Origin of the sequence: Neorhizobium petrolearium (assembly GCF_029854435.1) — a bacterium.
Taxonomy (GTDB): domain Bacteria; phylum Pseudomonadota; class Alphaproteobacteria; order Rhizobiales; family Rhizobiaceae; genus Neorhizobium; species Neorhizobium petrolearium.
The window spans coordinates 3,136,543-3,156,214 of sequence record NZ_CP123000.1 but is presented as its reverse complement, the minus strand read 5'-3'; the positions used below and the strand labels follow the sequence as shown (position 1 = coordinate 3,156,214).

Annotated in this window: 18 protein-coding genes; 7 read left to right on the top strand and 11 right to left on the bottom strand. The window is 60.7% G+C overall.

The annotated features are described in order from the left end of the window. Positions 1 to 23: 23 nt before the first annotated feature. Genes QEO92_RS15650 through QEO92_RS15630 form a run of 5 tightly spaced genes read right to left on the bottom strand, consistent with a single transcriptional unit; the run spans position 24 to position 3,611 of the window. Positions 24 to 1,151: an ABC transporter permease gene (locus tag QEO92_RS15650; RefSeq protein WP_227703649.1), complete on the bottom strand. Its 1,128-nt coding sequence runs from the start codon at positions 1,149 to 1,151 to the stop codon at positions 24 to 26. Next, positions 1,148 to 2,035, bottom strand: a complete 888-nt coding sequence (locus tag QEO92_RS15645; RefSeq protein ID WP_037149301.1) for an ABC transporter permease — start codon at positions 2,033 to 2,035, stop codon at positions 1,148 to 1,150. The genes QEO92_RS15650 and QEO92_RS15645 overlap by 4 nt, the downstream gene beginning before the upstream one ends. Then, positions 2,035 to 2,370, bottom strand: a complete 336-nt coding sequence (locus QEO92_RS15640) for a hypothetical protein (protein WP_037149303.1) — start codon at positions 2,368 to 2,370, stop codon at positions 2,035 to 2,037. Before QEO92_RS15640 ends, QEO92_RS15645 begins: the two co-directional genes overlap by 1 nt. A gap of 3 nt (positions 2,371 to 2,373) precedes the next feature. Then, entirely contained in the window at positions 2,374 to 3,165 is a 792-nt protein-coding gene (locus QEO92_RS15635) for an ABC transporter ATP-binding protein (RefSeq protein ID WP_037149680.1), read from the bottom strand. Beyond that, positions 3,162 to 3,611 (bottom strand): hypothetical protein, encoded by a 450-nt coding sequence (locus QEO92_RS15630; RefSeq protein WP_227703648.1) that lies wholly within the window; start codon positions 3,609 to 3,611, stop codon positions 3,162 to 3,164. Before QEO92_RS15630 ends, QEO92_RS15635 begins: the two co-directional genes overlap by 4 nt. Here QEO92_RS15630 and QEO92_RS15625 point away from each other — a divergent pair. Then, positions 3,599 to 4,018 carry a cupin domain-containing protein gene (locus QEO92_RS15625; RefSeq protein ID WP_227703647.1) on the top strand — a complete coding sequence of 140 codons (420 nt, stop codon included), beginning with the start codon at positions 3,599 to 3,601 and terminating at the stop codon, positions 4,016 to 4,018. The genes QEO92_RS15630 and QEO92_RS15625 overlap by 13 nt on opposite strands. Positions 4,019 to 4,106: 88 nt before the next feature. On the opposite strand, the gene hydA is transcribed toward QEO92_RS15625, so the two are convergent. The 3 genes from hydA to QEO92_RS15610 are packed head-to-tail and all read right to left on the bottom strand — an operon-like array spanning position 4,107 to position 7,126. Further along, positions 4,107 to 5,561, bottom strand: a complete 1,455-nt coding sequence (hydA, locus tag QEO92_RS15620; protein WP_227703646.1) for a dihydropyrimidinase — start codon at positions 5,559 to 5,561, stop codon at positions 4,107 to 4,109. Beyond that, the gene (locus QEO92_RS15615) at positions 5,558 to 5,836 is read right to left on the bottom strand and encodes a hypothetical protein (RefSeq protein WP_037149313.1); all 279 of its coding nucleotides are present in this window, start codon (positions 5,834 to 5,836) and stop codon (positions 5,558 to 5,560) included. The genes hydA and QEO92_RS15615 overlap by 4 nt, the downstream gene beginning before the upstream one ends. 36 nt (positions 5,837 to 5,872) lie before the next feature. Further along, the gene (locus QEO92_RS15610; RefSeq protein ID WP_227703645.1) at positions 5,873 to 7,126 is read right to left on the bottom strand and encodes a Zn-dependent hydrolase; all 1,254 of its coding nucleotides are present in this window, start codon (positions 7,124 to 7,126) and stop codon (positions 5,873 to 5,875) included. 249 nt (positions 7,127 to 7,375) lie between these two features. On the opposite strand from QEO92_RS15610, the gene QEO92_RS15605 reads away from it, so the two are divergent. Further along, on the top strand, positions 7,376 to 8,020 hold the full coding sequence (locus tag QEO92_RS15605) for a TetR family transcriptional regulator C-terminal domain-containing protein (protein ID WP_037149318.1): 645 nt from the start codon (positions 7,376 to 7,378) through the stop codon (positions 8,018 to 8,020). Between the two features lie 79 nt (positions 8,021 to 8,099). Here the strand turns inward: QEO92_RS15605 and QEO92_RS15600 are convergent, their stop codons facing one another. After that, entirely contained in the window at positions 8,100 to 9,134 is a 1,035-nt protein-coding gene (locus QEO92_RS15600) for a glutamine synthetase beta-grasp domain-containing protein (RefSeq protein WP_037149322.1), read from the bottom strand. Positions 9,135 to 9,582: 448 nt separating this feature from the next. On the opposite strand from QEO92_RS15600, the gene QEO92_RS15595 reads away from it, so the two are divergent. Continuing rightward, positions 9,583 to 9,783 (top strand): DUF2735 domain-containing protein, encoded by a 201-nt coding sequence (locus tag QEO92_RS15595; RefSeq protein ID WP_037149325.1) that lies wholly within the window; start codon positions 9,583 to 9,585, stop codon positions 9,781 to 9,783. Between the two features lie 62 nt (positions 9,784 to 9,845). On the opposite strand, the gene QEO92_RS15590 is transcribed toward QEO92_RS15595, so the two are convergent. After that, positions 9,846 to 10,886 carry a YeiH family protein gene (locus tag QEO92_RS15590; protein WP_037149327.1) on the bottom strand — a complete coding sequence of 347 codons (1,041 nt, stop codon included), beginning with the start codon at positions 10,884 to 10,886 and terminating at the stop codon, positions 9,846 to 9,848. Positions 10,887 to 10,995: 109 nt separating this feature from the next. On the opposite strand from QEO92_RS15590, the gene QEO92_RS15585 reads away from it, so the two are divergent. After that, complete coding sequence (locus QEO92_RS15585) at positions 10,996 to 11,907, top strand: LysR family transcriptional regulator (protein ID WP_227703644.1); 912 nt, start codon at positions 10,996 to 10,998, stop codon at positions 11,905 to 11,907. 176 nt (positions 11,908 to 12,083) lie between these two features. On the opposite strand, the gene QEO92_RS15580 is transcribed toward QEO92_RS15585, so the two are convergent. After that, complete coding sequence (locus QEO92_RS15580) at positions 12,084 to 12,818, bottom strand: IclR family transcriptional regulator (protein WP_227703643.1); 735 nt, start codon at positions 12,816 to 12,818, stop codon at positions 12,084 to 12,086. A 303-nt stretch (positions 12,819 to 13,121) separates the two neighbouring features. Here QEO92_RS15580 and QEO92_RS15575 point away from each other — a divergent pair, with 303 nt between their 5' ends. The 3 genes from QEO92_RS15575 (at position 13,122) to QEO92_RS15565 (ending at position 19,670) form a co-directional block, all read left to right on the top strand. After that, on the top strand, positions 13,122 to 16,979 hold the full coding sequence (locus QEO92_RS15575; RefSeq protein ID WP_227703642.1) for a hydantoinase B/oxoprolinase family protein: 3,858 nt from the start codon (positions 13,122 to 13,124) through the stop codon (positions 16,977 to 16,979). A gap of 71 nt (positions 16,980 to 17,050) precedes the next feature. Next, positions 17,051 to 18,607: an ABC transporter substrate-binding protein gene (locus QEO92_RS15570; protein ID WP_227703641.1), complete on the top strand. Its 1,557-nt coding sequence runs from the start codon at positions 17,051 to 17,053 to the stop codon at positions 18,605 to 18,607. A 55-nt stretch (positions 18,608 to 18,662) separates the two neighbouring features. Beyond that, complete coding sequence (locus QEO92_RS15565; protein ID WP_227703640.1) at positions 18,663 to 19,670, top strand: ABC transporter permease; 1,008 nt, start codon at positions 18,663 to 18,665, stop codon at positions 19,668 to 19,670. Positions 19,671 to 19,672 lie beyond the last annotated feature (2 nt).

Genomic DNA, 19,672 nt, shown 5'->3' with positions numbered 1-19,672 from the left:
TGCTGGGGTCCGGATTTCAGCGCCTAACCCCCACGGTTAGACGGATGCCAGAACGTCGTCGCCCTTTCCGCAAGCGCCACGACACCATAAAAAACCGAACCGACCACCGCCGCAACAGCGATTTCGGCCCAGACCATATCGACATTCATGCGGCCGATTTCAGTCGAGATGCGAAAACCCATGCCGACGATGGGCGTGCCGAAGAATTCCGCCACGATCGCGCCGATCAGTGCCAGCGTCGAGTTGATCTTCAGCGCGTTGAAGATGAACGGCATGGCGGCCGGAAGGCGGAGTTTCATCAGCGTCTGCCAATAATCCGATGCATAGGAGCGCATCAGATCCTGCTCCATGGCTCCTGCGGCGCCAAGGCCTGCCACCGTGTTCACCAACATCGGAAAGAAGGTCATGATGATCACGACCGCTGCCTTGGACTGCCAGTCGAAACCGAACCACATCACCATGATTGGTGCAACGCCGATGATCGGCAAGGCCGAAACCATGTTGCCGATCGGCAGAAGTCCGCGCCGCAGGAAGGCTACGCGGTCCGCGAGGATCGCGACGATGAAGCCGGATGCGCAGCCGACGATGTAGCCGAAGAGCACAGCCTTGAAGATCGTTTGCCGCACGTCCGCCCATAACGTCGCGACCGATCCGGCGATGCGCGCGCCGATCGCCGATGGCGGCGGCAGGAGGATGAAGGGAATGCCTGCGCCGCGGGTGATCGCCTCCCAGAGGATCAGGATCCAGGCACCGAAGATCGCCGGTATGAGGAGCTGCAGAAAGGTATCGCCGCCCTTCGATTTCGGATGCATATCGGAGAGCACCGTGACGCAGCGCCAGGCGAGGAGCCAACATGCGGCAATCAGAAGGAAGAAGGCCATAGTCGCCTTGCCCTCGTAGCCCGCAAGTCCGCTGATCAGGAACCAGGTCGCCAGATGGGGCCCGACAAACAAAATTGCGGCCAGAAGGGGTGCGGGGAGCCTGCTGAAAGAAAGCAGCGCGGTGCCGATCGTGAGTGCGAAGATCAGGGCTAAGGTGCCACTGCTGAAAGGCGAAGGTGTATCCGTCTTCAGCAGCGGCAGAGAAGCGAGGGCTGCAAGACAGAGGAGAAAGGCAAGTGCGCCCTGCCAGGAGCGGAAGATCGCGTTCATGCCGGCCTCCCGCCCATCGCGCGGTCGACGATCTTCGCTATCACTCCAACAAAGGTGACCAGAATGGCCGCCAGTACCGAACCGGCGATCAGCGCCGCCCAGATGTCGATCGTCTGGCTGTAATAGGAACCTGCCAAGAGTTTTGAGCCGATGCCGGCGACCGCGCCGGTCGGCAATTCGCCGACGATCGCGCCAACCAGGCTTGCCGCGATCGCTACTTTCATCGACGTGAACAGGAACGGGATCGACGCCGGCACGCGCAGCTTCCAGAAGGTCTGCGCCGCGCTGGCATGATAGGTGCGCATCAGGTCGAGCTGGATGAGTTCCGGCGAGCGCAGGCCTTTCACCATGCCGACCGCAACGGGAAAGAATGAAAGATAGGTCGAGATCAGCGCTTTCGGGATCAATCCGGTGACGTTCACCGCCGCCAGCACGACGATGACCATAGGCGCGATTGCCAGGATCGGCACGGTCTGCGAGGCGATGATCCAGGGCATGAGACTGCGCTCGAGCGCCTTCACATGCACGATGCCGACGGCGATCAGGATGCCGAGCAGGGTGCCGAGCGTGAAGCCGACGGCGGTCGACGAAAGCGTGACCCAGCTATGATAGACGAGGCTGCGGTTCGAGGTGACGCGGCGCAGAAAGGTATTCTCGAAGACGTTGCTCGCCACTTGATGCGGTGCCGGCAGGACCGGCTTCGGCTGAGAGAGCGTCCTTTCGATGAAATCCATGGGTGTCGACGTGACATTGCCGCGCCGGTCGAGATCGCGCTGAAAGGGTGCGTTCATGAAGACCGCTGCGGCATACCACACCGCAACGATGATAAAAAGGATCGTGACGACCGGCAGGATGCGGTGATGGAGGAGCCTTTCCTGCTGCATCAGCTTTTGGCCTCCAGTGGAAAAAGCATCAGCACCATGGCGACGACGCCGAGCCCGACGCCGGCAAGCTGGGTTGTGCTTAGGCGCTCGCCGAAGATCGCGAAAGAAATAACGTTGATGAGCAGGAGTTGGGCAATGGCCGAAGCGGAAATCGCCAGTCCCAGCCCTGCCTCGCGCATCAGCCGCACCATCATCAGGTTGCCGATGCAATAAAGCCCGAGCGACAGGAGAAGCACGAGGATATTGCTGTTGGTGACATAGGCACGTGAGGCAGTCGCGGCGGACAGGAATGTCACCATGGCGCCCGTGAGCCAGAGAAGGAAGACGGAGTTCATACCTCACTCCTCATAGCTGTGTCCCGCTCTCAGGCCCTCACGCACGCGGTGGGCGATTTCGAGGAATTCCGGTGTCTCGCGGATATCGAGCGGGCGCTCCCTTGGCAGCGTCGACTCGATGATGTCCGTCACTCGGCCCGGGCGGGGCGACATGACGACGATCCTGGTCGAGAGATAGACCGCTTCCGGAATGGAATGCGTCACGAAACAGATGGTTTTTTCCGTCCGGGACCAGAGCTTCAGAAGCTGTTCGTTCAGATGGTCGCGAACGATCTCGTCGAGCGCGCCGAACGGCTCGTCCATGAGCAGCAGATCGGCATCGAAGGCGAGGGCGCGGGCGATCGAGGCGCGCTGCTGCATGCCGCCCGAAAGCTGCCATGGATATTTCTTGCCGAAGCCCGACAGGTTGACGAGATCGAGGGTGCGTTCGATACGCTGAGCGCGCTCCGCTGCCGAGTAGCCCATGATCTCCAGCGGCAGCGCGATGTTCTTGTCGATCGTCCGCCAGGGATAGAGCGCCGGTGCCTGGAAGACGTAGCCGTAGGAGCGAGACTTGCGCGCTTCTTCCGGTGTCATGCCGTTAACGGAGATTTCGCCCGTCGTGTTCTTCTCCAGGTCGGCAATCACGCGCAGGAAAGTGGTCTTGCCGCAGCCGGACGGGCCGATGAAGGAGACGAAATCACCTTTCCGGACCTCCAGATCGACATTCGAGAGGGCATGTACCGGACCGTCACTGGTCTCGAAAGTCAGGCCAAGCTTTCTTGCCGAGACGACGGAAGAAGGGTGTTCGTTCATCGGCATTTTGTAAAAGGCCCCCATTCAAGTCCATCTGCGAAGCGCACAGTATAGACATCGCCATTGCGAAGGATATCGATCACCGACTCATGCCTCTGCTCTTCCCCTTCTTCATCACAGACCGCCTCCGTCCTGAAGCCGCCGACAATCGGCTTGGCCATTCCTTTGAATTCACAGTGGGAGAGGGCGGTGGTCACGCTTTCGTCGGTGAGGGTCGCGAAAAACTCTTCCCATTCGTTGGTGCGTGCGAAACGGCAGCCGCCTTCGTCACCATAAACACCGTCGATAACAGATATCTGTGCATCGGCATTTGAACCTGTCGCCAGAAAAAGCAAAGCGAGCGCAAACGCCGTTTTTCGCTTTCCTTCGCCCGTGATCAGGGGCCGGATATGATATGCTGAAGCCTTGTCCCTGCCAAATGAGGATCGACGCAATGGACCGCGCATCAAACCCCACCTGCCGTGTCGTGAAGCCCGATGCCACCTATGACGGAAAGCAGGGCTTGAGTTATTTCCAAGGGATCGCCACGGAGACTGTGGGTTCGAAAGGCATCTGCATGCATCTGCTGACCATCCCGCCGGGTGTGAAGGCGAAAGCCCATCTGCACGAATCCCACGAGACGGCGATCTACATGCTCTCCGGCTCGGCGCACACCTGGTATGGCGACCGGCTGGAGAACCATGTCGTGCTGCATGCCGGCGAGCTTATGTACATTCCGGCAGGCGTGCCGCATCTGCCGGCCAACCTTTCGAGCACGCCGTGCACCGCGGTGATCGCCCGCACCGATCCGAACGAACAGGAAAGCGTCGTCCTGCTGCCGGAATTGGACGGGTTGGTGGAAATTCCGACCTGACGTTTTACAATCACGCTCGCTGAGGAGGCGGAAATGTCCGCTGGAGCAAAGTGGGGCAGTCTGGATATGTCCCCGCATCGCCCTCACATCACACTCCGCTTGCCGGGATGCCGGTGCGCTCCACCTTGCGCGGCGCGGTGATCTCCTTCCAGGTGGACAGCGCCTTGTTGACCGCCTGGAACGGTTCGCGCTTGACGAACTGGCCGTGGCCTTCGCGGGTCTTGATCGCCCCTTCCTCAATGGTCACGACCCCGCGGGACAGCGTATAGCGCGGCAGGCCGGTGACCTCCTTGCCCTCGAAGACGTTGTAGTCGATCGCTGATTGCTGGTTCTTCGCCGAGATCGTCTTGGAACGCTTCGGGTCCCAGACGACGATGTCCGCGTCGGCGCCGACCAGGATCCCCCCTTTTTTCGGGTAGATATTGAGGATTTTTGCGATATTGGTTGAAGTCACCGCGACGAACTCGTTCATGGTGATGCGGCCGGTCGCCACCCCGTAGGTCCAGAGCATCGGCATGCGATCCTCAAGCCCGCCGGTGCCGTTCGGGATCTTTCTGAAATCGCCGACACCATACCGCTTCTGGTCGGTCGTGAAGGCGCAGTGGTCGGTCGCGACCACCTGCAGCGAACCGGACGAGAGCCCCGCCCAGAGACTGTCCTGATGCTGTTTGTTGCGGAAGGGCGGGCTCATGACCCGGCGAGCGGCGTGGTCCCAGTCCTTGTTGAAATATTCGCTCTCGTCGAGCGTCAGGTGCTGGATCAGCGGTTCGCCATAGACACGCATGCCGTTCTGGCGGGCACGGCGGATCGCCTCATGCGCCTGTTCGCAGGAGGTGTGGACCACATAAAGCGGCACGCCCGCCATGTCGGCGATGATGATCGCGCGGTTCGTCGCTTCACCTTCTACGGAGGCCGGCCGGGAATAGGCGTGCCCCTCCGGGCCGTCGTTCCCTTCGTCCATCAGCTTCTGTTGCATGGCGGCGACGACATCCCCGTTTTCCGCATGCACGAGGGGCAGGGCGCCGAGCTCGGCGCAGCGGCTGAAGGAGGCGAACATCTCGTCGTCGTTCACCATCAGCGCGCCCTTGTAGGCCATGAAGTGCTTGAAGGTGTTGATGCCGTGGTTGAGGACGACCGCCTTCATCTCGTTAAAAACCTGTTCGCCCCACCAGGTCACCGACATGTGGAAGGAATAGTCGCAGTTCGCCCGGGTCGCCTTGTTGTCCCAGCGTTTCAAGGCATCGAGCAGCGACTGGCCGGGCTCCGGCAGGCAGAAGTCGACCACCATGGTCGTGCCTCCGGCAAGCGCGGCGCGGGTACCGCTTTCGAAGTCGTCGGACGAATAGGTACCCATGAAGGGCATTTCGAGATGGACATGCGGATCGATACCACCCGGCATCACGTAACAGCCTGCAGCATCCAGCACTTCGTCGCCGGTAAGATCCGGGCCGATCTCGACGATCCTGCCGCCCTCGATCTTGACGTCCGCCTTGTAGGTCAGGTCGGCGGTGACGATGGTTCCACCCTTGATGACTGTGGTCATTCTCCAAACTCCGTGTTGCTGCGTGGCGCGTCGGCCAGTTGCTGGTCGAGCGATTGGCGGTAGCGAATACAGCCGCGCATGAATTGCGGCCAGTCGGGCACGATCTGTTTGCCGGTCGGAGGTTCGGGCAGCAGCGCCCACATGTCCGGATGGTGCCAACAGAGCTCGTGCATCGAACTGTCGCGGTGTTTGCGGATCGCCTGGCGCATCGCTCGTGCGGTTGCAAGCAGCGCGGCGTGATCCATCTTCTCCAGGTCTGCATCTGGATCGCTCATCGGTGCCGCCCTCCTGGTAGCTGGTCACTATCGAGCCTACTCCACAATCCCCGCGGTCTCCAGCACGGCATGGAAGAGCACGTCGGCGCCGGCGGCTGCCCATTCCTTGGAGATGTCCTCCGCCTCGTTGTGTGAAAGCCCACCGACGCAGGGGCACATGATCATCGTGGCCGGCGCTACCTTGGCCGCCCAGCAGGCGTCGTGCCCTGCGCCGGAAATGATGTCGCGATGGCTGTAACCGAGCTTTTCCGCGGCATTTCGCACGCGGCCGACGAGCGTCGGATCGAAGGTCACCGGATCGAAATGACCGACCGCCTCGACCGAACAGCCGACACCGAGCTTTTCGCAGATCTTCGCCGCCTCGGCCTCGATTTTCGCCCGCATGCGGTCCAGCTTTTCCTGGCTCGGCGTGCGTATGTCGACGGTGAAGGTGACTTTGCCGGGCAGGACGTTGCGGGAATTCGGCGAGAAGAAGACCTGGCCGACGCCGCCGACGGCGCCCGGCTGCTCGCTCATCGCCACCTCCTGCACCATTTCGAGGATGCGCGACATGGCAAGCCCGGCATTGACGCGCATGTTCATCGGCGTCGAGCCGGTATGCGCCTCCTTGCCGGTCAGCGTGAATTCCAGCCACCAGAGGCCTTGACAATGGGTGACGACGCCGATCTGCTTGTTCTCAGCTTCAAGAATCGGTCCCTGTTCGATGTGGTATTCGAAATAGGCGTGCATCTTACGGGCGCCGACCTCCTCATCGCCGATCCAGCCGATGCGCTTCAACTCGTCGCCGAAAGTCTTGCCGTCCGGATCCTTGCGGCCATAGGCATAATCGAGCGTATGCACGCCGGCAAAGACACCCGAAGCGAGCATGGCCGGCGCGAACCGTGCGCCTTCCTCGTTCGTCCAGTTGGTGACGACGATCGGATGCCTGGTCCTGATCCCCAGGTCGTTCATCGTGCGCACGACTTCGAGCCCGCCGAGCACACCGAGTACGCCGTCATACTTGCCGCCGGTTGGCTGGGTATCAAGGTGGGAGCCAATATAGACGGGAAGGGCGTCGGGATCGGTGCCGGCGCGGGTCGCGAACATGGTGCCCATCCGGTCGATGCCGAGGGTGAGCCCGGCATCCTCGCACCATGTCTTGAAGAGGCTGCGACCTTCCTTATCCGCGTCCGTCAGGGTCTGACGATTGTTGCCACCGGCAACGCCCGGGCCAATCTTCGCCATCTCCATCAGAGAATCCCACAGGCGATCGCCATTGATGCGCAAGTTCTCGCCGGGTGCTGCCACCATTTTTCTGTCCTCACCTGTTTGTGCCCCGCCGGTCGTCGGCGGCATGCTTTTCGTTCCCTTCGGTCCTCCAACCGCTTCTGGCAGTTGAAGATCGGCATTGCTTTTTTGCTTGTCGCCGATAATTTGACCGATTGGTAAAACATTACAATTTCCGTGCCGTCACTCAAGCCGAAAATCACGAAAAATCCAGAGGAAATTCTGGGGCGGCGAAGCGGCACGGACAAAAGCAGAGAGGGGCGGGAAAATCGGATGACCATCCCACGGGCGGCGAAGACGCAAAGGCGCACACGTATTCAGGAAGAAAAGGAGGAGCGGATTCTTGAAGCGGCGCTCGATGTCTTTTCCTCAAGCGGATTCCGCGGCTCGACCATCGACCAGATCGCCGATGCGGCGGGCATGTCGAAGCCCAATCTCCTTTATTATTTCCGAACCAAGGAAGCGATCCATCGGGCGCTGATCGATCGGGTTCTATTCACCTGGTTGGAGCCGCTACGCGCCTTCAATTCCGAGGGCAATCCTGAGGCGGAGATTCGGTCCTATATCCGCCGCAAGCTCGAAATGGCCCGTGATTTCCCGCGCGAAAGCCGGCTTTTCGCCAACGAGATCCTGCAGGGCGCGCCACATATCGAGGACGAACTGAAGGGGCCGCTCAAAAAGCTTGTCGACGAGAAGGCGGAGGTCATCCGTGCCTGGGCACGGACCGGCAAGATCGCCAGATGCGATCCCTATCATCTGATCTTTTCGATCTGGGCGACGACGCAGCATTATGCAGACTTCGACGTGCAAGTCCGGGCCGTGCTCGGCCAGGAGTCCGCAGGCGAGGGGCGTTTTGAGGATGCGGCCCGCTTTCTGGAGCAACTCTACATGGACGGGCTCAGAATCAACAAAAGCTGAACGGAAGCCCGGCTCGATCACATAGAAGAAAGACGCCGGCGCTGAGGCCGGCGTCTTCACAGTCGGTAGTTTCACTTTATCAGGCGGCAGCGGCCTTGGAGATCGGAACTTCCGAGATCGTCTTCAGAACCTGGGAAGCGATCTGGTAGGGGTCGCCCTGGGAGTTGGGGCGGCGATCTTCGAGATAGCCCTTGTAGCCGTTGTTGATGAAGGAGTGCGGAACGCGGATCGACGCGCCGCGGTCGGCAACGCCGTAAGAGAACTTGTTCCACGGTGCCGTCTCGTGCTTGCCGGTCAGACGCATGTGGTTGTCCGGGCCATAGACGTCGATATGCGCCTGCAGATTCTTGTCGAACTGCGCCATCAGCGCTTCGAAATATTCCTTGCCGCCAACTTCGCGCATATACTTGGTCGAGAAGTTGCAATGCATGCCCGAGCCGTTCCAATCGGTATCGCCGAGCGGCTTGCAGTGGAATTCGACGTCGATTTCGTACTTTTCGCAGAGGCGGAGGAGCAGGTAGCGCGCCATCCAGATCTGGTCGGCGGCCTTTTTGGAGCCCTTGCCGAAAATCTGGAATTCCCACTGACCCTTGGCCACTTCGGCATTGATGCCTTCATGGTTGATGCCGGCTTCGAGGCAAAGCTCGAGATGCTCTTCAACGATCTGACGCGCGACGTTGCCAACGTTCTTGAAGCCGACGCCCGTGTAGTAGGGGCCCTGCGGAGCCGGGTAACCGTGTTCCGGGAAGCCCAGCGGACGGCCGTCCTTGTAGAAGAAGTATTCCTGTTCGAAACCGAACCAGGCACCTTCATCATCGAGGATCGTGGCGCGGCTGTTCGACGGATGCGGCGTGACGCCATCCGGCATCATGACTTCGCACATGACGAGAACGCCGTTCTTGCGGGCCGGGTCCGGATAGAGGGCGACGGGCTTCAGCACGCAGTCGGAACTGCGGCCTTCGGCCTGATTGGTCGACGAACCGTCAAAGCCCCACAGCGGAAGCTGCTCCAGCGACGGAAAAGTGTCGAATTCCTTGATCTGCGTTTTGCCGCGCAGGTTTGGTACCGGTGTGTACCCATCGAGCCAGATGTACTCGAGCTTGTACTTTGTCATTTTTTTGTCTCTCAGGCCGTGATGTTCATGGTTGAGCCATCCTGAGGTTGCGACGTCCGAGTGAGCCGCGCCTCCGGGATAACGGGATGAACGCATTTCCCGTGCCAGTTTGAGCCCTGGATCGCGCTTCTGCTTAAAAAAGTGTAAAGATGTCTGTCGCGCAGGCGGTAAATGCGGGGAGACCGAAGCAATACGGAAAATGCATCATAGGAAATCACCGCTTTTGACGCTTCTGAGACGGCCGTTCGGAACCTCGGGCGTCGAGTCTGCGTTGCCTGCTCCTGATGCTCTGCGATGCGAGATTACTCGCGGGGAATTTTTGCATCTCATTTAGTGCCTAGCGTCACGGGTGCGTTTGATATAAAATAATGCAATAAGCACAAAAAATGTGCAAATTTGTGCTCTGTGTGCGTTAGATGCACGGCCTAGGAACGTAGGAGACGATAGGATGAAGACGAACATCCATCGTGAAACGGCGAAGATCTACCAGTTCCCGATCCGCCCCCGACAGCGGCCGGGCAACGGCAGGACAGTGCCGGGCGATGAAATCCATGAGGTCGCGGCAAACGTGTTGGATACTTGCTGGTATCATGACGAAGCTGTGCGCGACGACGAAACTCGCTCCAACGACCGTCCGAAGCCTTGTTGATCCGCCTGGAAGCGAAGACCGCGCCATTTCCGACGCAGCCCTGATTTCGCAAGTCCTCGTTCTTAGAACGCGAACAGTTTCAGCATCGCGTAACCGAATGCTGCGATGAAAAGCCATCCGAAGGCGCCGAGCGCGAGTGGTCGCCAACCTTCGGCCTTCAACTTGCGAATATCCGTGTGAAGGCCCATGGCGGCAAGCGCCATGGAGAGCAGGAAGTTGGTCAGCGTCACCAGCGTCTGGCTGGCGCCTGTGGGGATGGCGACCGCGCTGTTGACCAGCATCATTCCGATGAACCCCAGCACGAACCACGGCATGGGTGCCGAAGCCTTGGCCGGACCTTCCGCGCCCGAACGCATGGCGAATGCAAGCGTCATGATCAGCGGCGCCAGCATGACGACGCGGGCGAGCTTGGAGATCGTGCCGAACTGGCCGGCGACATCGCCTCCCTGGAACGCGGCGGCGACGACCTGCGCGACTTCATGGATCGTTGCGCCGGTCCAGAGCCCATAACCGCGTGCATCAAGGCCGAGCGGGCCAGCCAATAGCGGATATATGAGCATCGAGAGCGAACCGAACAGCGTTACGCAGGCGACGGCGTAAGCGACATGCTCCTGCTTGCCGCGCACAACCGTGTTGGCGGCGATGACCGCCGATGCGCCGCAGACCGAGGTGCCGGCAGCGATAAGATCGGTGAGTTCCTGCTCCACACCCATCGCCCTTCCGACGATGCGGATCGCGAGGAAGGTCGCAACCAGCGTCAAGGCCACCATCGCCAAGCCTGCTCCGCCCAGAGAAAGGATCTGGGCAAGCGTCACCTGCAAACCCAGCAACACAATGCCGAAGCGCAATATGCGTCTCAAAGAGAAGGCTATGCCTGGTTCAGCGGTCGCCGAAAGGGGCAGGGCGTTACGGATCAGCATGCCGATGAGGATGGACACGATAAGCGGGCTCAGCGCCATCCAACCGGTCAGATTGCGGATGACGATGGCCGTCGTGGCAATCGCGGCGGTGAGAAAGAGGCCAGGAAGAAGCTGTGTTGTGGGGGCGAGGCGGATCGTGGACAGAAGGGGACGATGTTCTGCGGACGTCGGTGTCGACTTCATGATTTTTCCAAGTATTTTCTATTTTGTCGAAAATCATTCTCCATCTTGCAAAATCACAAATCCAATTGATAAGTTTTCTGAAATTGTTCGATTTTAGCGATTGATGTCGATGACGCTTGAACAGCTCAGGATCTTTCTGGAAGTGGCGGCTCGCGAACATGTTACGCGGGCGGCCGAGGCATTGAACCTCACTCAATCAGCGGTAAGCGCGGCAATATCCGCCCTTGAGGCGCGGCACGCAGTGATCCTGTTCAACCGTGTCGGACGGCGGATCGAACTTACAGAGGCCGGCAGGCTCTTTGTGCCGGAGGCGCGCGATGTGCTTGAACGAGCGCGATCCGCCGAGCTTATGCTTGCCGATCTTGGCGGCTCGGCCTCCGGAACCCTGCGCATCCATGCGAGTCAGACTGTCGCGAGCTATTGGCTTCCGGCGCGGCTCGTGAGCTATCACGAGCGGTTTCCGAGGGTCGACGTGCGGCTCACTGTCGGCAATACCCAGAGTGCGGCGGATGCGGTGCTGACTGGCGCTGCGGAGCTGGCGGTTGTGGAGGGGCAGGTTTTTCTGGCCGGCCTCAAGCGCCGCAAGGTTGCTGAAGATCGGCTTGTTCTGGTGGTCGGCAGTCGCCACCCCTGGGCTGATGGGCGGAGGATCCATTCGGTCGATCTTCTGGAAACCAACTGGATCATGCGCGAGCAGGGGTCCGGCACGCGTGCGGCCTTCGAGGCACAGCTTGCCAATCTCGGCATCGAGCCGCTGTCGCTTTCAGTGGTCATGGAAATGCCGTCGAACGAGGCCGCGATGGCCGCCGTCGAAACCGGGCTTGCCGCCACGGTGCTTTCCAGCCGCGCGGCGGCGGTACATTCGCTTTCCGGTCGGCTGCACATCGCCGATTTCCCGATGCCGCTCCGCCAGTTCTCGGCGCTTTATCATGCGGAACGGCATGTCACCCGGGCAGTGCGGGCCATGCTTGACCTGTTGAGCGAGCCGGAAGCGGTCGTCGAACCCCCGTTTGTTCCATGAGGCGCGGCAATTTCCTCGCCAGCGTGTCAATCGCGAACCGAGCCTTCGGCAGCATGACAGCGAATTTCGGCCAGACGGCGTGCGCGTCGAAGGTCGCGGCAGGAACCGATTTCAGCACCTGTCGCAACCTTGCCGGCCGCCACGTCGTCGCGAACCTGCCAGCATGACGCGGCGGCCTACTTATGGCGAAGCAGATTGGTCTTCATGTTAGCCAAGAGGCGAGTTATCTTATCCTGCAGTTCAGGTGTTCCCATCACTGTAGGATAGGAAATTGCCACTCCGATAACCTCTCCGGTGCCTGGATCGCGGAAAGCCATACCTTCAGAAGAGACGCCATCGTAGGAATCGTTGGTGGAATGTGAGCGTCCGGTTTCATGAATGATCCGGATCCGGTCCAGCAATTCTGCATGGTTCTGCGGCGCTTGCGTCGTCACGAAGGGCAACCTGTCTGGAACGCGAAGCTTCCATTCCTCCTCGTTCAGCAGTGCCAGCATGGCGCGTCCGTTTGAGGTCGCATGTGGCCAAGCACGGTATCCGGGCGTCGAGGTGATCGCCAGCGGGCTTGAGCCGCGCACCATGCGCAGCACGACGAGCTGATATCCGTCAAATACGGTCACATAGGCCGTATGCCCGCCGATGGCGCAGACCTCCTGCAGCTCGGTATTCACTAGATCCAGGAAATTATGGTTCGAGCGACAGATCTGCCCAAGCTCGAAGAGGCGGACACCGGGCGTGTAGAGGCGCGTCACGGGATCGAAATCAAGAATTCCGTTTTCGCGCAGAACCTTCATCACGCGGGATGCCGTAGCCTTGGGGCAGTCGGTGCGGCGCGCCAGTTCCGCCTGCGACAGAGAAGGCTCGGCCAGCGAGAAGCAACCGAGAATGGAGATCGCATCTTCGAGAGAGCTCATGTTTCGTCCTATGCGCGTAAATCACCCTGCCATAGTTCCATTATTGGAACTTATTGTCAAATATGAAACTAGCGCTAGACTCCTTTGATCTTGCCGCCTATAAAGATGTCAAAACAATTCATGCTTAAAAAAACGGCGGAACAGGCAGGCATTAGATCCATCCCCTCTGCAGGGGGAAGGTTTACCCATCCGCATGCCGGGCACCCAGAACCCGAGATGAATGAGCCATGCGCGCCGCGAGAAGATGACGGCGTTGATCGGGCCGTTGCGCGTCTTCGGCCATCCGTTATGGGGAACATACGAATGCAAGAGACTTCCAGGAACTTCCGTGCCGGCGTCGATATCGGTGGCACTTTCACCGACTTCATCCTGTTCGACGAAAAGGCGGCTTCCATCCGCCTGCACAAGTGCCTGACGACGCCAAAAGATCCCTCCCAGGGCGCATTGGGCGGTCTCGGAGAACTGGTCGACGCAGCCGGAATTTCGGTTGCAGACCTCTCCGAGATCGTTCACGGCACGACGCTGGTGACGAATGCGGTGATCGAGCGCAAGGGCGCCCCGGTCGGCCTGATCACTACGGAAGGTTTTCGCGACGTTCTCGAGATCGGTACCGAGCAGCGCTACGACATCTACGACCTTTTCATCGAATTCGCCGAGCCGCTGGTCAGCCGTTCGCGCCGCATCGAGATCTCCGAGCGCATCGGCGCCGATGGTGGCGTCATCAAGCCGCTGGACGAGGTTTCGGTCCTCCGCGCCGTGAAGAAACTGGTCGCCGACCGCGTCGAAGCGATCGCGGTCTGCCTCATGCATTCCTACCGCAATCCGGCTCACGAAAAGCGGGTCCGCGAAATCATCAAGCACCACTATCCGGACATGTCGGTATCCATCTCTTCGGAAGTCGTTGCCGAAATCTCCGAATATCCGCGCTTCGTCACCACCTGCGCCAATGCCTATGTGCAGCCGCTGATGGACCGTTACCTGAAGCGTTTCGAGCAAGAACTGAAGGCCCGCGGCTTTACCGGCGCGTTCCGTCTGATGCATTCGGCCGGTGGTCTCGTCTCCGTCGATGAAGCCCGCGAATTCCCGATCCGCCTGCTCGAATCCGGCCCCGCCGGCGGCGCGCTGGCGACCGCATGGTTCGGCAAGGCGGCCGGCCAGGAAAACGTCATCGCCTTCGACATGGGCGGCACGACGGCCAAGGCCTGCATGATTGAAAACGGCATGGCGCATATCGCTTCCTATCTCGAAGCCGGCCGTGTGCGCCGCTTCCGCAACGGCTCCGGCCTGCCGATCAAGGCGCCGGTCGTCGACATGATCGAGATCGGCGCCGGTGGCGGTTCGATCGCCGCGATCGACGAAGTCGGTCTGCTGCAGGTTGGTCCGCATTCGGCCGGCGCGTCTCCGGGTCCGGCCTGCTACGGCGCCGGCGGCACCAAGCCGACGGTCACCGATGCCAGCGTCGCGCTCGGTTATTACGATCCGGCCTTCTTTCTCGGCGGCCGCATGACGCTCGATCTCGATGCCGCCGAAAAGGCGCTGAAGACGATTGCCGAACCGCTCAACATTTCCACCGTCGAAGCCGCCTGGGGCATCCATCAGGTGGTCGGCGAGAACATGGCAAGCGCCACCCGCATCCATCTGGTCGAAAAGGGCAAGGATCCGCGCGGTTATTCGATGATCGGTTTCGGCGGCGCCGGCCCGGCGTTTGCCGCCCGTGTCGCCCGCATTCTCGGTGTCGGCGAAGTCATCATTCCGCAGGCCAGCGGTGCCGCTTCGGCCTTCGGCTTCCTGACGGCGCCGCTGTCCTTCGATCTCGTCCGTTCACGGCCGATGGGCCTTTCGGCCGACCTCGACACGGCATCCCTGAATGCCGAGTTCGGTGAGCTTGCCGAAGAAGGCAAGGCCAAACTCATTGCTGCCGGCGCCAAGCCCGAGGACGTCGTCTTCGAACGCACCGCCGACATGCGCCTGATCGGCCAGCTGCACGAGATCAACGTGCCGATCCCGGCCGGCGAACTTGATGCAAATGCCTATGCGACCATCCGCAAGTCCTTCGAAGAGGTTTATGCCGCCCGCTATACCCGCGTTCCGGTGGAAGCCGAACTCGAAATCCTCTCCTTCCGCCTTCGCGCCAGCGGCGCGATCCCGCAGCTTTCCATCAAGCAGGCGGATATCGCTGCCTCGGGCGACGTCGCGCTCAAGGGAAGCCGCAAGTGCTATTTCGGTGAAGGTTTCATCGATGCCGCCATCTACGACCGCTATAAGCTGACGCCGGGCATGACGGTCGAAGGCCCGGCGATCATCGAGGAGCGTGAATCGACCACAATCGTGCCGCCCGGCGACGTGCTGACCGTCGATGCCGCCGGCAATCTGCGCATCAAGATCGCCACAGTCGGCAAGGGCATCGAACTGGTTACCTCGCAGATGACCAAGGCGGAAGCAATCGAGAGGATTGAGTCCGATCCGATCGCGCTCGAAATCATGTGGAGCCGCCTCGTCACCGTGGCGGAAGAAATGTGGCACACGGTCTGCCGCACCGCGTATTCGTTGATCATCTCAGAATCCCAGGACTTCGGCTGCTCGATCCTGGATGCCTCCGGCGAAACGCTGGCCCATTCGGCCCGCGTCATGCCGGTCTTCAACCTCACCCTGCCGATGGTGGTCAAGGCGGCGCTGGAGCGCTACCCGATTGATACGCTGGAGCCGGGCGACGTTCTGGTCTGCAATGACCCTTGGCTCTGCGCGGGCCATCTGTTCGACATCGCAGTCATGACCCCGGTCTTCAAGAACGGAAAGGCCGTCGCCGTCATGGGCACGGTCGGTCATGTCGGCGATATCGGCGGCACCCGCAACGGCATGAAGGCGACCGAAATCTACGAAGAAGGCCTGCAGATCCCGCCGATGAAGCTCATCAAGGCGGGTGTCGAGAACGAAGACCTCTTCCGCTTGATGGCGGAGAACATTCGCGATTCCCATCAGGTGCTGGGCGACGTCCGCTCGCTGGTCGCCGCCAACGACACCGGCGCCCGCCGCATGGTGGCGTTCATGGACGAATACGGCTTGTCCGATCTCCAGGCGCTCGCCGAGGTCGTCCAGTCCCGCTCGGAAAAAGCGATGCGCGATGCGATCCGCGCCATTCCGAACGGCGTCCACACCTCGACCATCTCCTATAATCCACTTGGCACGCACATGACTGTGCCGGTCAAGGTGGTGATCAAGGACGACGAGATCGAGCTCGATTTCGAAGGCGCTCCGCCGGAGGTGCCGCTTGGCGGCATCAACTGCACGCTGAGCTACACGACGGCGCATTCGACCTATCCGCTGAAATGCATGCTGACGCCTTCGGTGCGCGGCAATGCGGGCTGCTACCGACCGCTGACTGTCAAGGCGCCGAAGGGTTCTGTGATGAACTGCAATAAGCCGGCCCCGGTTAGCCTGCGCACCCGCACCGGCTGGTACACTTCGCCGAACATCTTTCGGGCGCTTTCCAAGGCCGCTCCGCAAAAGGTCATCGCCCATACCGGCCTGCCAAGCCTTTTGACCGTCTACGGCAAGACCCCGGATGGCAAGATCTTCTACGACCACCTGCTCTCTGGCGGCGGACAGGGCGGCAGCTCCGCCAAGGACGGGAAGTCGTCCGTTCTGTGGCCAACCTCCGCGGCGACCTCCTCGATCGAAATGCTGGAAAGCCGCTCGCCGGTCGTCATCCTCGAAAAGGGCTTCGTTCAGGATTCCGCCGGCGCCGGCGAGTTTCGCGGCGGGCTTGGCGCGCGCATCCGGCTCGCCAAGCGTTATGACGACGGCACCTCCGTCACCGTCTTCGTCTCGCCGGAAGGCGTCAACGCGCCGATCGCCGGCCTATTCGGCGGTCAGAATGGCCTCCTGTCGCACGGTTATGTCCGCGACGAGGAAGGCAATGTGCTGGAAGATGTCGGTACTGGCGGGCTCTTGGTCGTGGACCGCACCGATCGCGTGGTGGAGCTGCAGCTCGGCGGCGGCGCCGGCTTTGGCGATCCGGCAAACCGGTCGGTAGAACTGATCGAGGAGGACGTCGAGGAAGACTACGTCAGCGCCGAGGCCGCCGAAGCTATCTATGGCCTCAGCAAGCGCAAAAAGGAGCTGGCGGCATCCGCCCGCCTTTCGCCAGCGGCGAGCCGGTAGTCACTGGCTCACGTCGTGTCCTCTCAGGGACGACCACACAAGCAATGCAGACAAAAAAAGGGGAATGGAACATGCTCAATCTGAATAAACGTCAATTTCTGATCGGCGCTGCAGGCATGACCGCCGCCGCGACAATGCCCCGCCTCGCCAATTCGGCCGGCAGGAAGATCCTGGTTCTCGCCAGCACTGTCGACATTCCGAACTTCGATCCGCATGTGGCCACCGGCTACGCGCCGCAATGGCTGTTCCGCAATACCTACGATCCGCTGGTGCGCGTGGTGAACAATCCACCGGTTCCGGCGCCGGGCCTTGCCAAGAGCTGGAACCAGTCCGATGACGGCCTCGTCTACACATTCGAGCTCGACGGAAATGCCAAATTCCATGATGGCACGCCGGTGACCGCCAAGGATGTCGAATATTCCTTTGCTCGCCTGCTGCGCCTTGCGAAGGGGCCGGCCTGGATGGTGTCGGGGATCCTCGACGAAAACAGCATCCGGGTGACCGGCGAGACAACGGTGACGATGACGCTGAAGAAGCCCTTCGCGCCGCTTCTCTCCGTCCTGCCTTGGATGTTCGTCGTCAACTCCAAGCTCGTCGAAGCCAACAAGGGGACTGACGACGGGCAAGCCTTCCTGCTCGCCAACATGGCCGGTTCGGGTGCCTTCAAGATGGGACGCGTCAAGCCGGGCGACCTTTATGAACTGAGCCGCGTCGAGAACGACTGGCATAAGGGTGGCAATCTCGACGGCGCGATCTGGAAGATCGTCCGCGAGGCCTCGACCGCCCGGCTGATGCTCCAGCGCGGCGAAGTGCATTTCGCGCTCGACATGTTCGCCGAGGACATGGACGCCATCAAAGACATGCCGCATGTCGTCCGTATCATGGAACCTGACTACCGCACGTTTACCATCAAGATGAACACGGCCAAGGGCCCGCTGATGGACAAGAACCTGCGCAAGGCAGTGTCTTACGCGTTCAACTACCAGGGCATGCTGGATGCCGCAGGCCCGGCCCAATTGATGAAGAGCCCGCTGCCCATCGGCATCTTCGGCTTTGATCCGGACCAGAAGGGCTATGACCAGGACATGGCGAAGGCGAAGGAATATCTCGCCAGGTCGCAATACAAGGACGGCGGCATCACGCTCTCCATACACCACGCCGCCGGCTACGAGAACCAGCGCCGCTGGTGTCTGATCATGCTGGAATCGCTGAAGGCACTCAACATCAAACTCGACATCCGTGCCATGACCTGGCCGGACACCGTGGCGATGGCCCGTTCGCCGGAGACGATGGTCGACTTCTACTCGATCTTCCAGTCGCCCAACTATGCCGACCCGGACAATACCGCGTTCGCCGCCTACCATTCTTCGCGCAATGGGCAGTGGCAGAATCCGGTCTACAAGAACCCGGAGGTCGACAAGCTGATCGAGGATGCCCGCGCCGAAGTCGATACCGCCAAGCGTGCCGAACTCTACAAGAAGTTCCAGGCGGTAATCGTCGAGGATGCGCCCGATATCATCGGCATTCTCGAACTGCGCAAGTTTGCGATGCGCGACAACGTAAAGGACTATGTTTTCAGCCCGGTTGCCGCCAACACGATGGAAATCTGGCCGCTGTCGATCGCTTGAACCCTTGCCGCCGGCGGGTTTTCGGTACGGAAGCCCGCCGCTCCGGAGTTTGCGAATGCTGCTTTATATCTTGCGCAGGCTTGTCCTGCTCTTACCGGTCCTGCTCGGCCTGACCCTGCTTCTGTTCATCGTGGCACGCATCCTGCCCGGCGACCCGGTGGGCCTTGCCGCGGGTCCGAATGCGACGCCCGAGCTGATCGCGCAGATGAAGCGCGAATTCGGCCTGGATCAGCCTTTGCCAGTGCAATACTGGGATTATCTGACCGGTCTCGTTTCCGGCGATTGGGGCATGTCGGTCTTCACGCGTCGTCCAGTCTTCGCGGACATCGTGGAATATCTGCCGGCGACCATAGAGCTCGTCTTCGCCTCCCTGTTCATTGCGGTCGTCATCGGCATTCCGCTCGGTCTGTTGACGGCCGTCTACAAGAATGGGGCGCTTGATTATGCGACCCGCACGGTGGCGCTCGGCGGCATCGCCATGCCGCGTTTCTTCCTCGGCCTCCTCCTGCAGATGGCCTTTGCCGCCTGGCTGGACATCCTGCCGCTGTCCGGCCGCTACCCACTGATCGAAAGCCCGCCGGACTACGTGACGGGCCTCTATACGATCGATGCTGTGATCGCGGGCGACTGGTACGCGTTCCAGATCGCGCTCTCACATCTGGCACTGCCGGCGATCGCCATGGCGCTTTCGCCGCTTGCCACCATCATGCGGATGATGCGCGCCTCGACGATCGAAGTGCTGCAGCAGGACTATGTCATGACCGAGCGGGCGCTCGGTCTTTCCAACCGGCTGATCCTCTTCAAATACGTGCTCAAGAACGCCATGACCTCGACGCTGACGGTGATCGGCCTCTACGTCTCCTGGCTACTCGGGGGCACGGTTCTGGTGGAGACGGTCTTCGACTGGCCGGGGCTGGGCCTCTACGCCACCCAGGCGATCCTGACCCAGGATTTCATGCCGGTGATCGGCGTGACGCTCATCATCGCGATCATCTATCTTGTTACCATGCTCGTCGTGGACCTTCTTTACGGCGTCTTCAACCCGAAGGTACGCTACGTATGAGC

Bases quoted from the DNA above. Each gene is read 5' to 3' on its own strand.
- QEO92_RS15650 (WP_227703649.1), bottom strand. From the start codon at position 1,151: ATGAACGCGATCTTCCGCTCCTGGCAGGGCGCACTTGCCTTTCTCCTC.
- QEO92_RS15645 (WP_037149301.1), bottom strand. From the start codon at position 2,035: ATGCAGCAGGAAAGGCTCCTCCATCACCGCATCCTGCCGGTCGTCACG.
- QEO92_RS15640 (WP_037149303.1), bottom strand. From the start codon at position 2,370: ATGAACTCCGTCTTCCTTCTCTGGCTCACGGGCGCCATGGTGACATTC.
- QEO92_RS15635 (WP_037149680.1), bottom strand. From the start codon at position 3,165: ATGAACGAACACCCTTCTTCCGTCGTCTCGGCAAGAAAGCTTGGCCTG.
- QEO92_RS15625 (WP_227703647.1), top strand. From the start codon at position 3,599: ATGGACCGCGCATCAAACCCCACCTGCCGTGTCGTGAAGCCCGATGCC.
- QEO92_RS15630 (WP_227703648.1), bottom strand. From the start codon at position 3,611: ATGCGCGGTCCATTGCGTCGATCCTCATTTGGCAGGGACAAGGCTTCA.
- hydA (WP_227703646.1), bottom strand. From the start codon at position 5,561: ATGACCACAGTCATCAAGGGTGGAACCATCGTCACCGCCGACCTGACC.
- QEO92_RS15615 (WP_037149313.1), bottom strand. From the start codon at position 5,836: ATGAGCGATCCAGATGCAGACCTGGAGAAGATGGATCACGCCGCGCTG.
- QEO92_RS15610 (WP_227703645.1), bottom strand. From the start codon at position 7,126: ATGGTGGCAGCACCCGGCGAGAACTTGCGCATCAATGGCGATCGCCTG.
- QEO92_RS15605 (WP_037149318.1), top strand. From the start codon at position 7,376: ATGACCATCCCACGGGCGGCGAAGACGCAAAGGCGCACACGTATTCAG.
- QEO92_RS15600 (WP_037149322.1), bottom strand. From the start codon at position 9,134: ATGACAAAGTACAAGCTCGAGTACATCTGGCTCGATGGGTACACACCG.
- QEO92_RS15595 (WP_037149325.1), top strand. From the start codon at position 9,583: ATGAAGACGAACATCCATCGTGAAACGGCGAAGATCTACCAGTTCCCG.
- QEO92_RS15590 (WP_037149327.1), bottom strand. From the start codon at position 10,886: ATGAAGTCGACACCGACGTCCGCAGAACATCGTCCCCTTCTGTCCACG.
- QEO92_RS15585 (WP_227703644.1), top strand. From the start codon at position 10,996: ATGACGCTTGAACAGCTCAGGATCTTTCTGGAAGTGGCGGCTCGCGAA.
- QEO92_RS15580 (WP_227703643.1), bottom strand. From the start codon at position 12,818: ATGAGCTCTCTCGAAGATGCGATCTCCATTCTCGGTTGCTTCTCGCTG.
- QEO92_RS15575 (WP_227703642.1), top strand. From the start codon at position 13,122: ATGCAAGAGACTTCCAGGAACTTCCGTGCCGGCGTCGATATCGGTGGC.
- QEO92_RS15570 (WP_227703641.1), top strand. From the start codon at position 17,051: ATGCTCAATCTGAATAAACGTCAATTTCTGATCGGCGCTGCAGGCATG.
- QEO92_RS15565 (WP_227703640.1), top strand. From the start codon at position 18,663: ATGCTGCTTTATATCTTGCGCAGGCTTGTCCTGCTCTTACCGGTCCTG.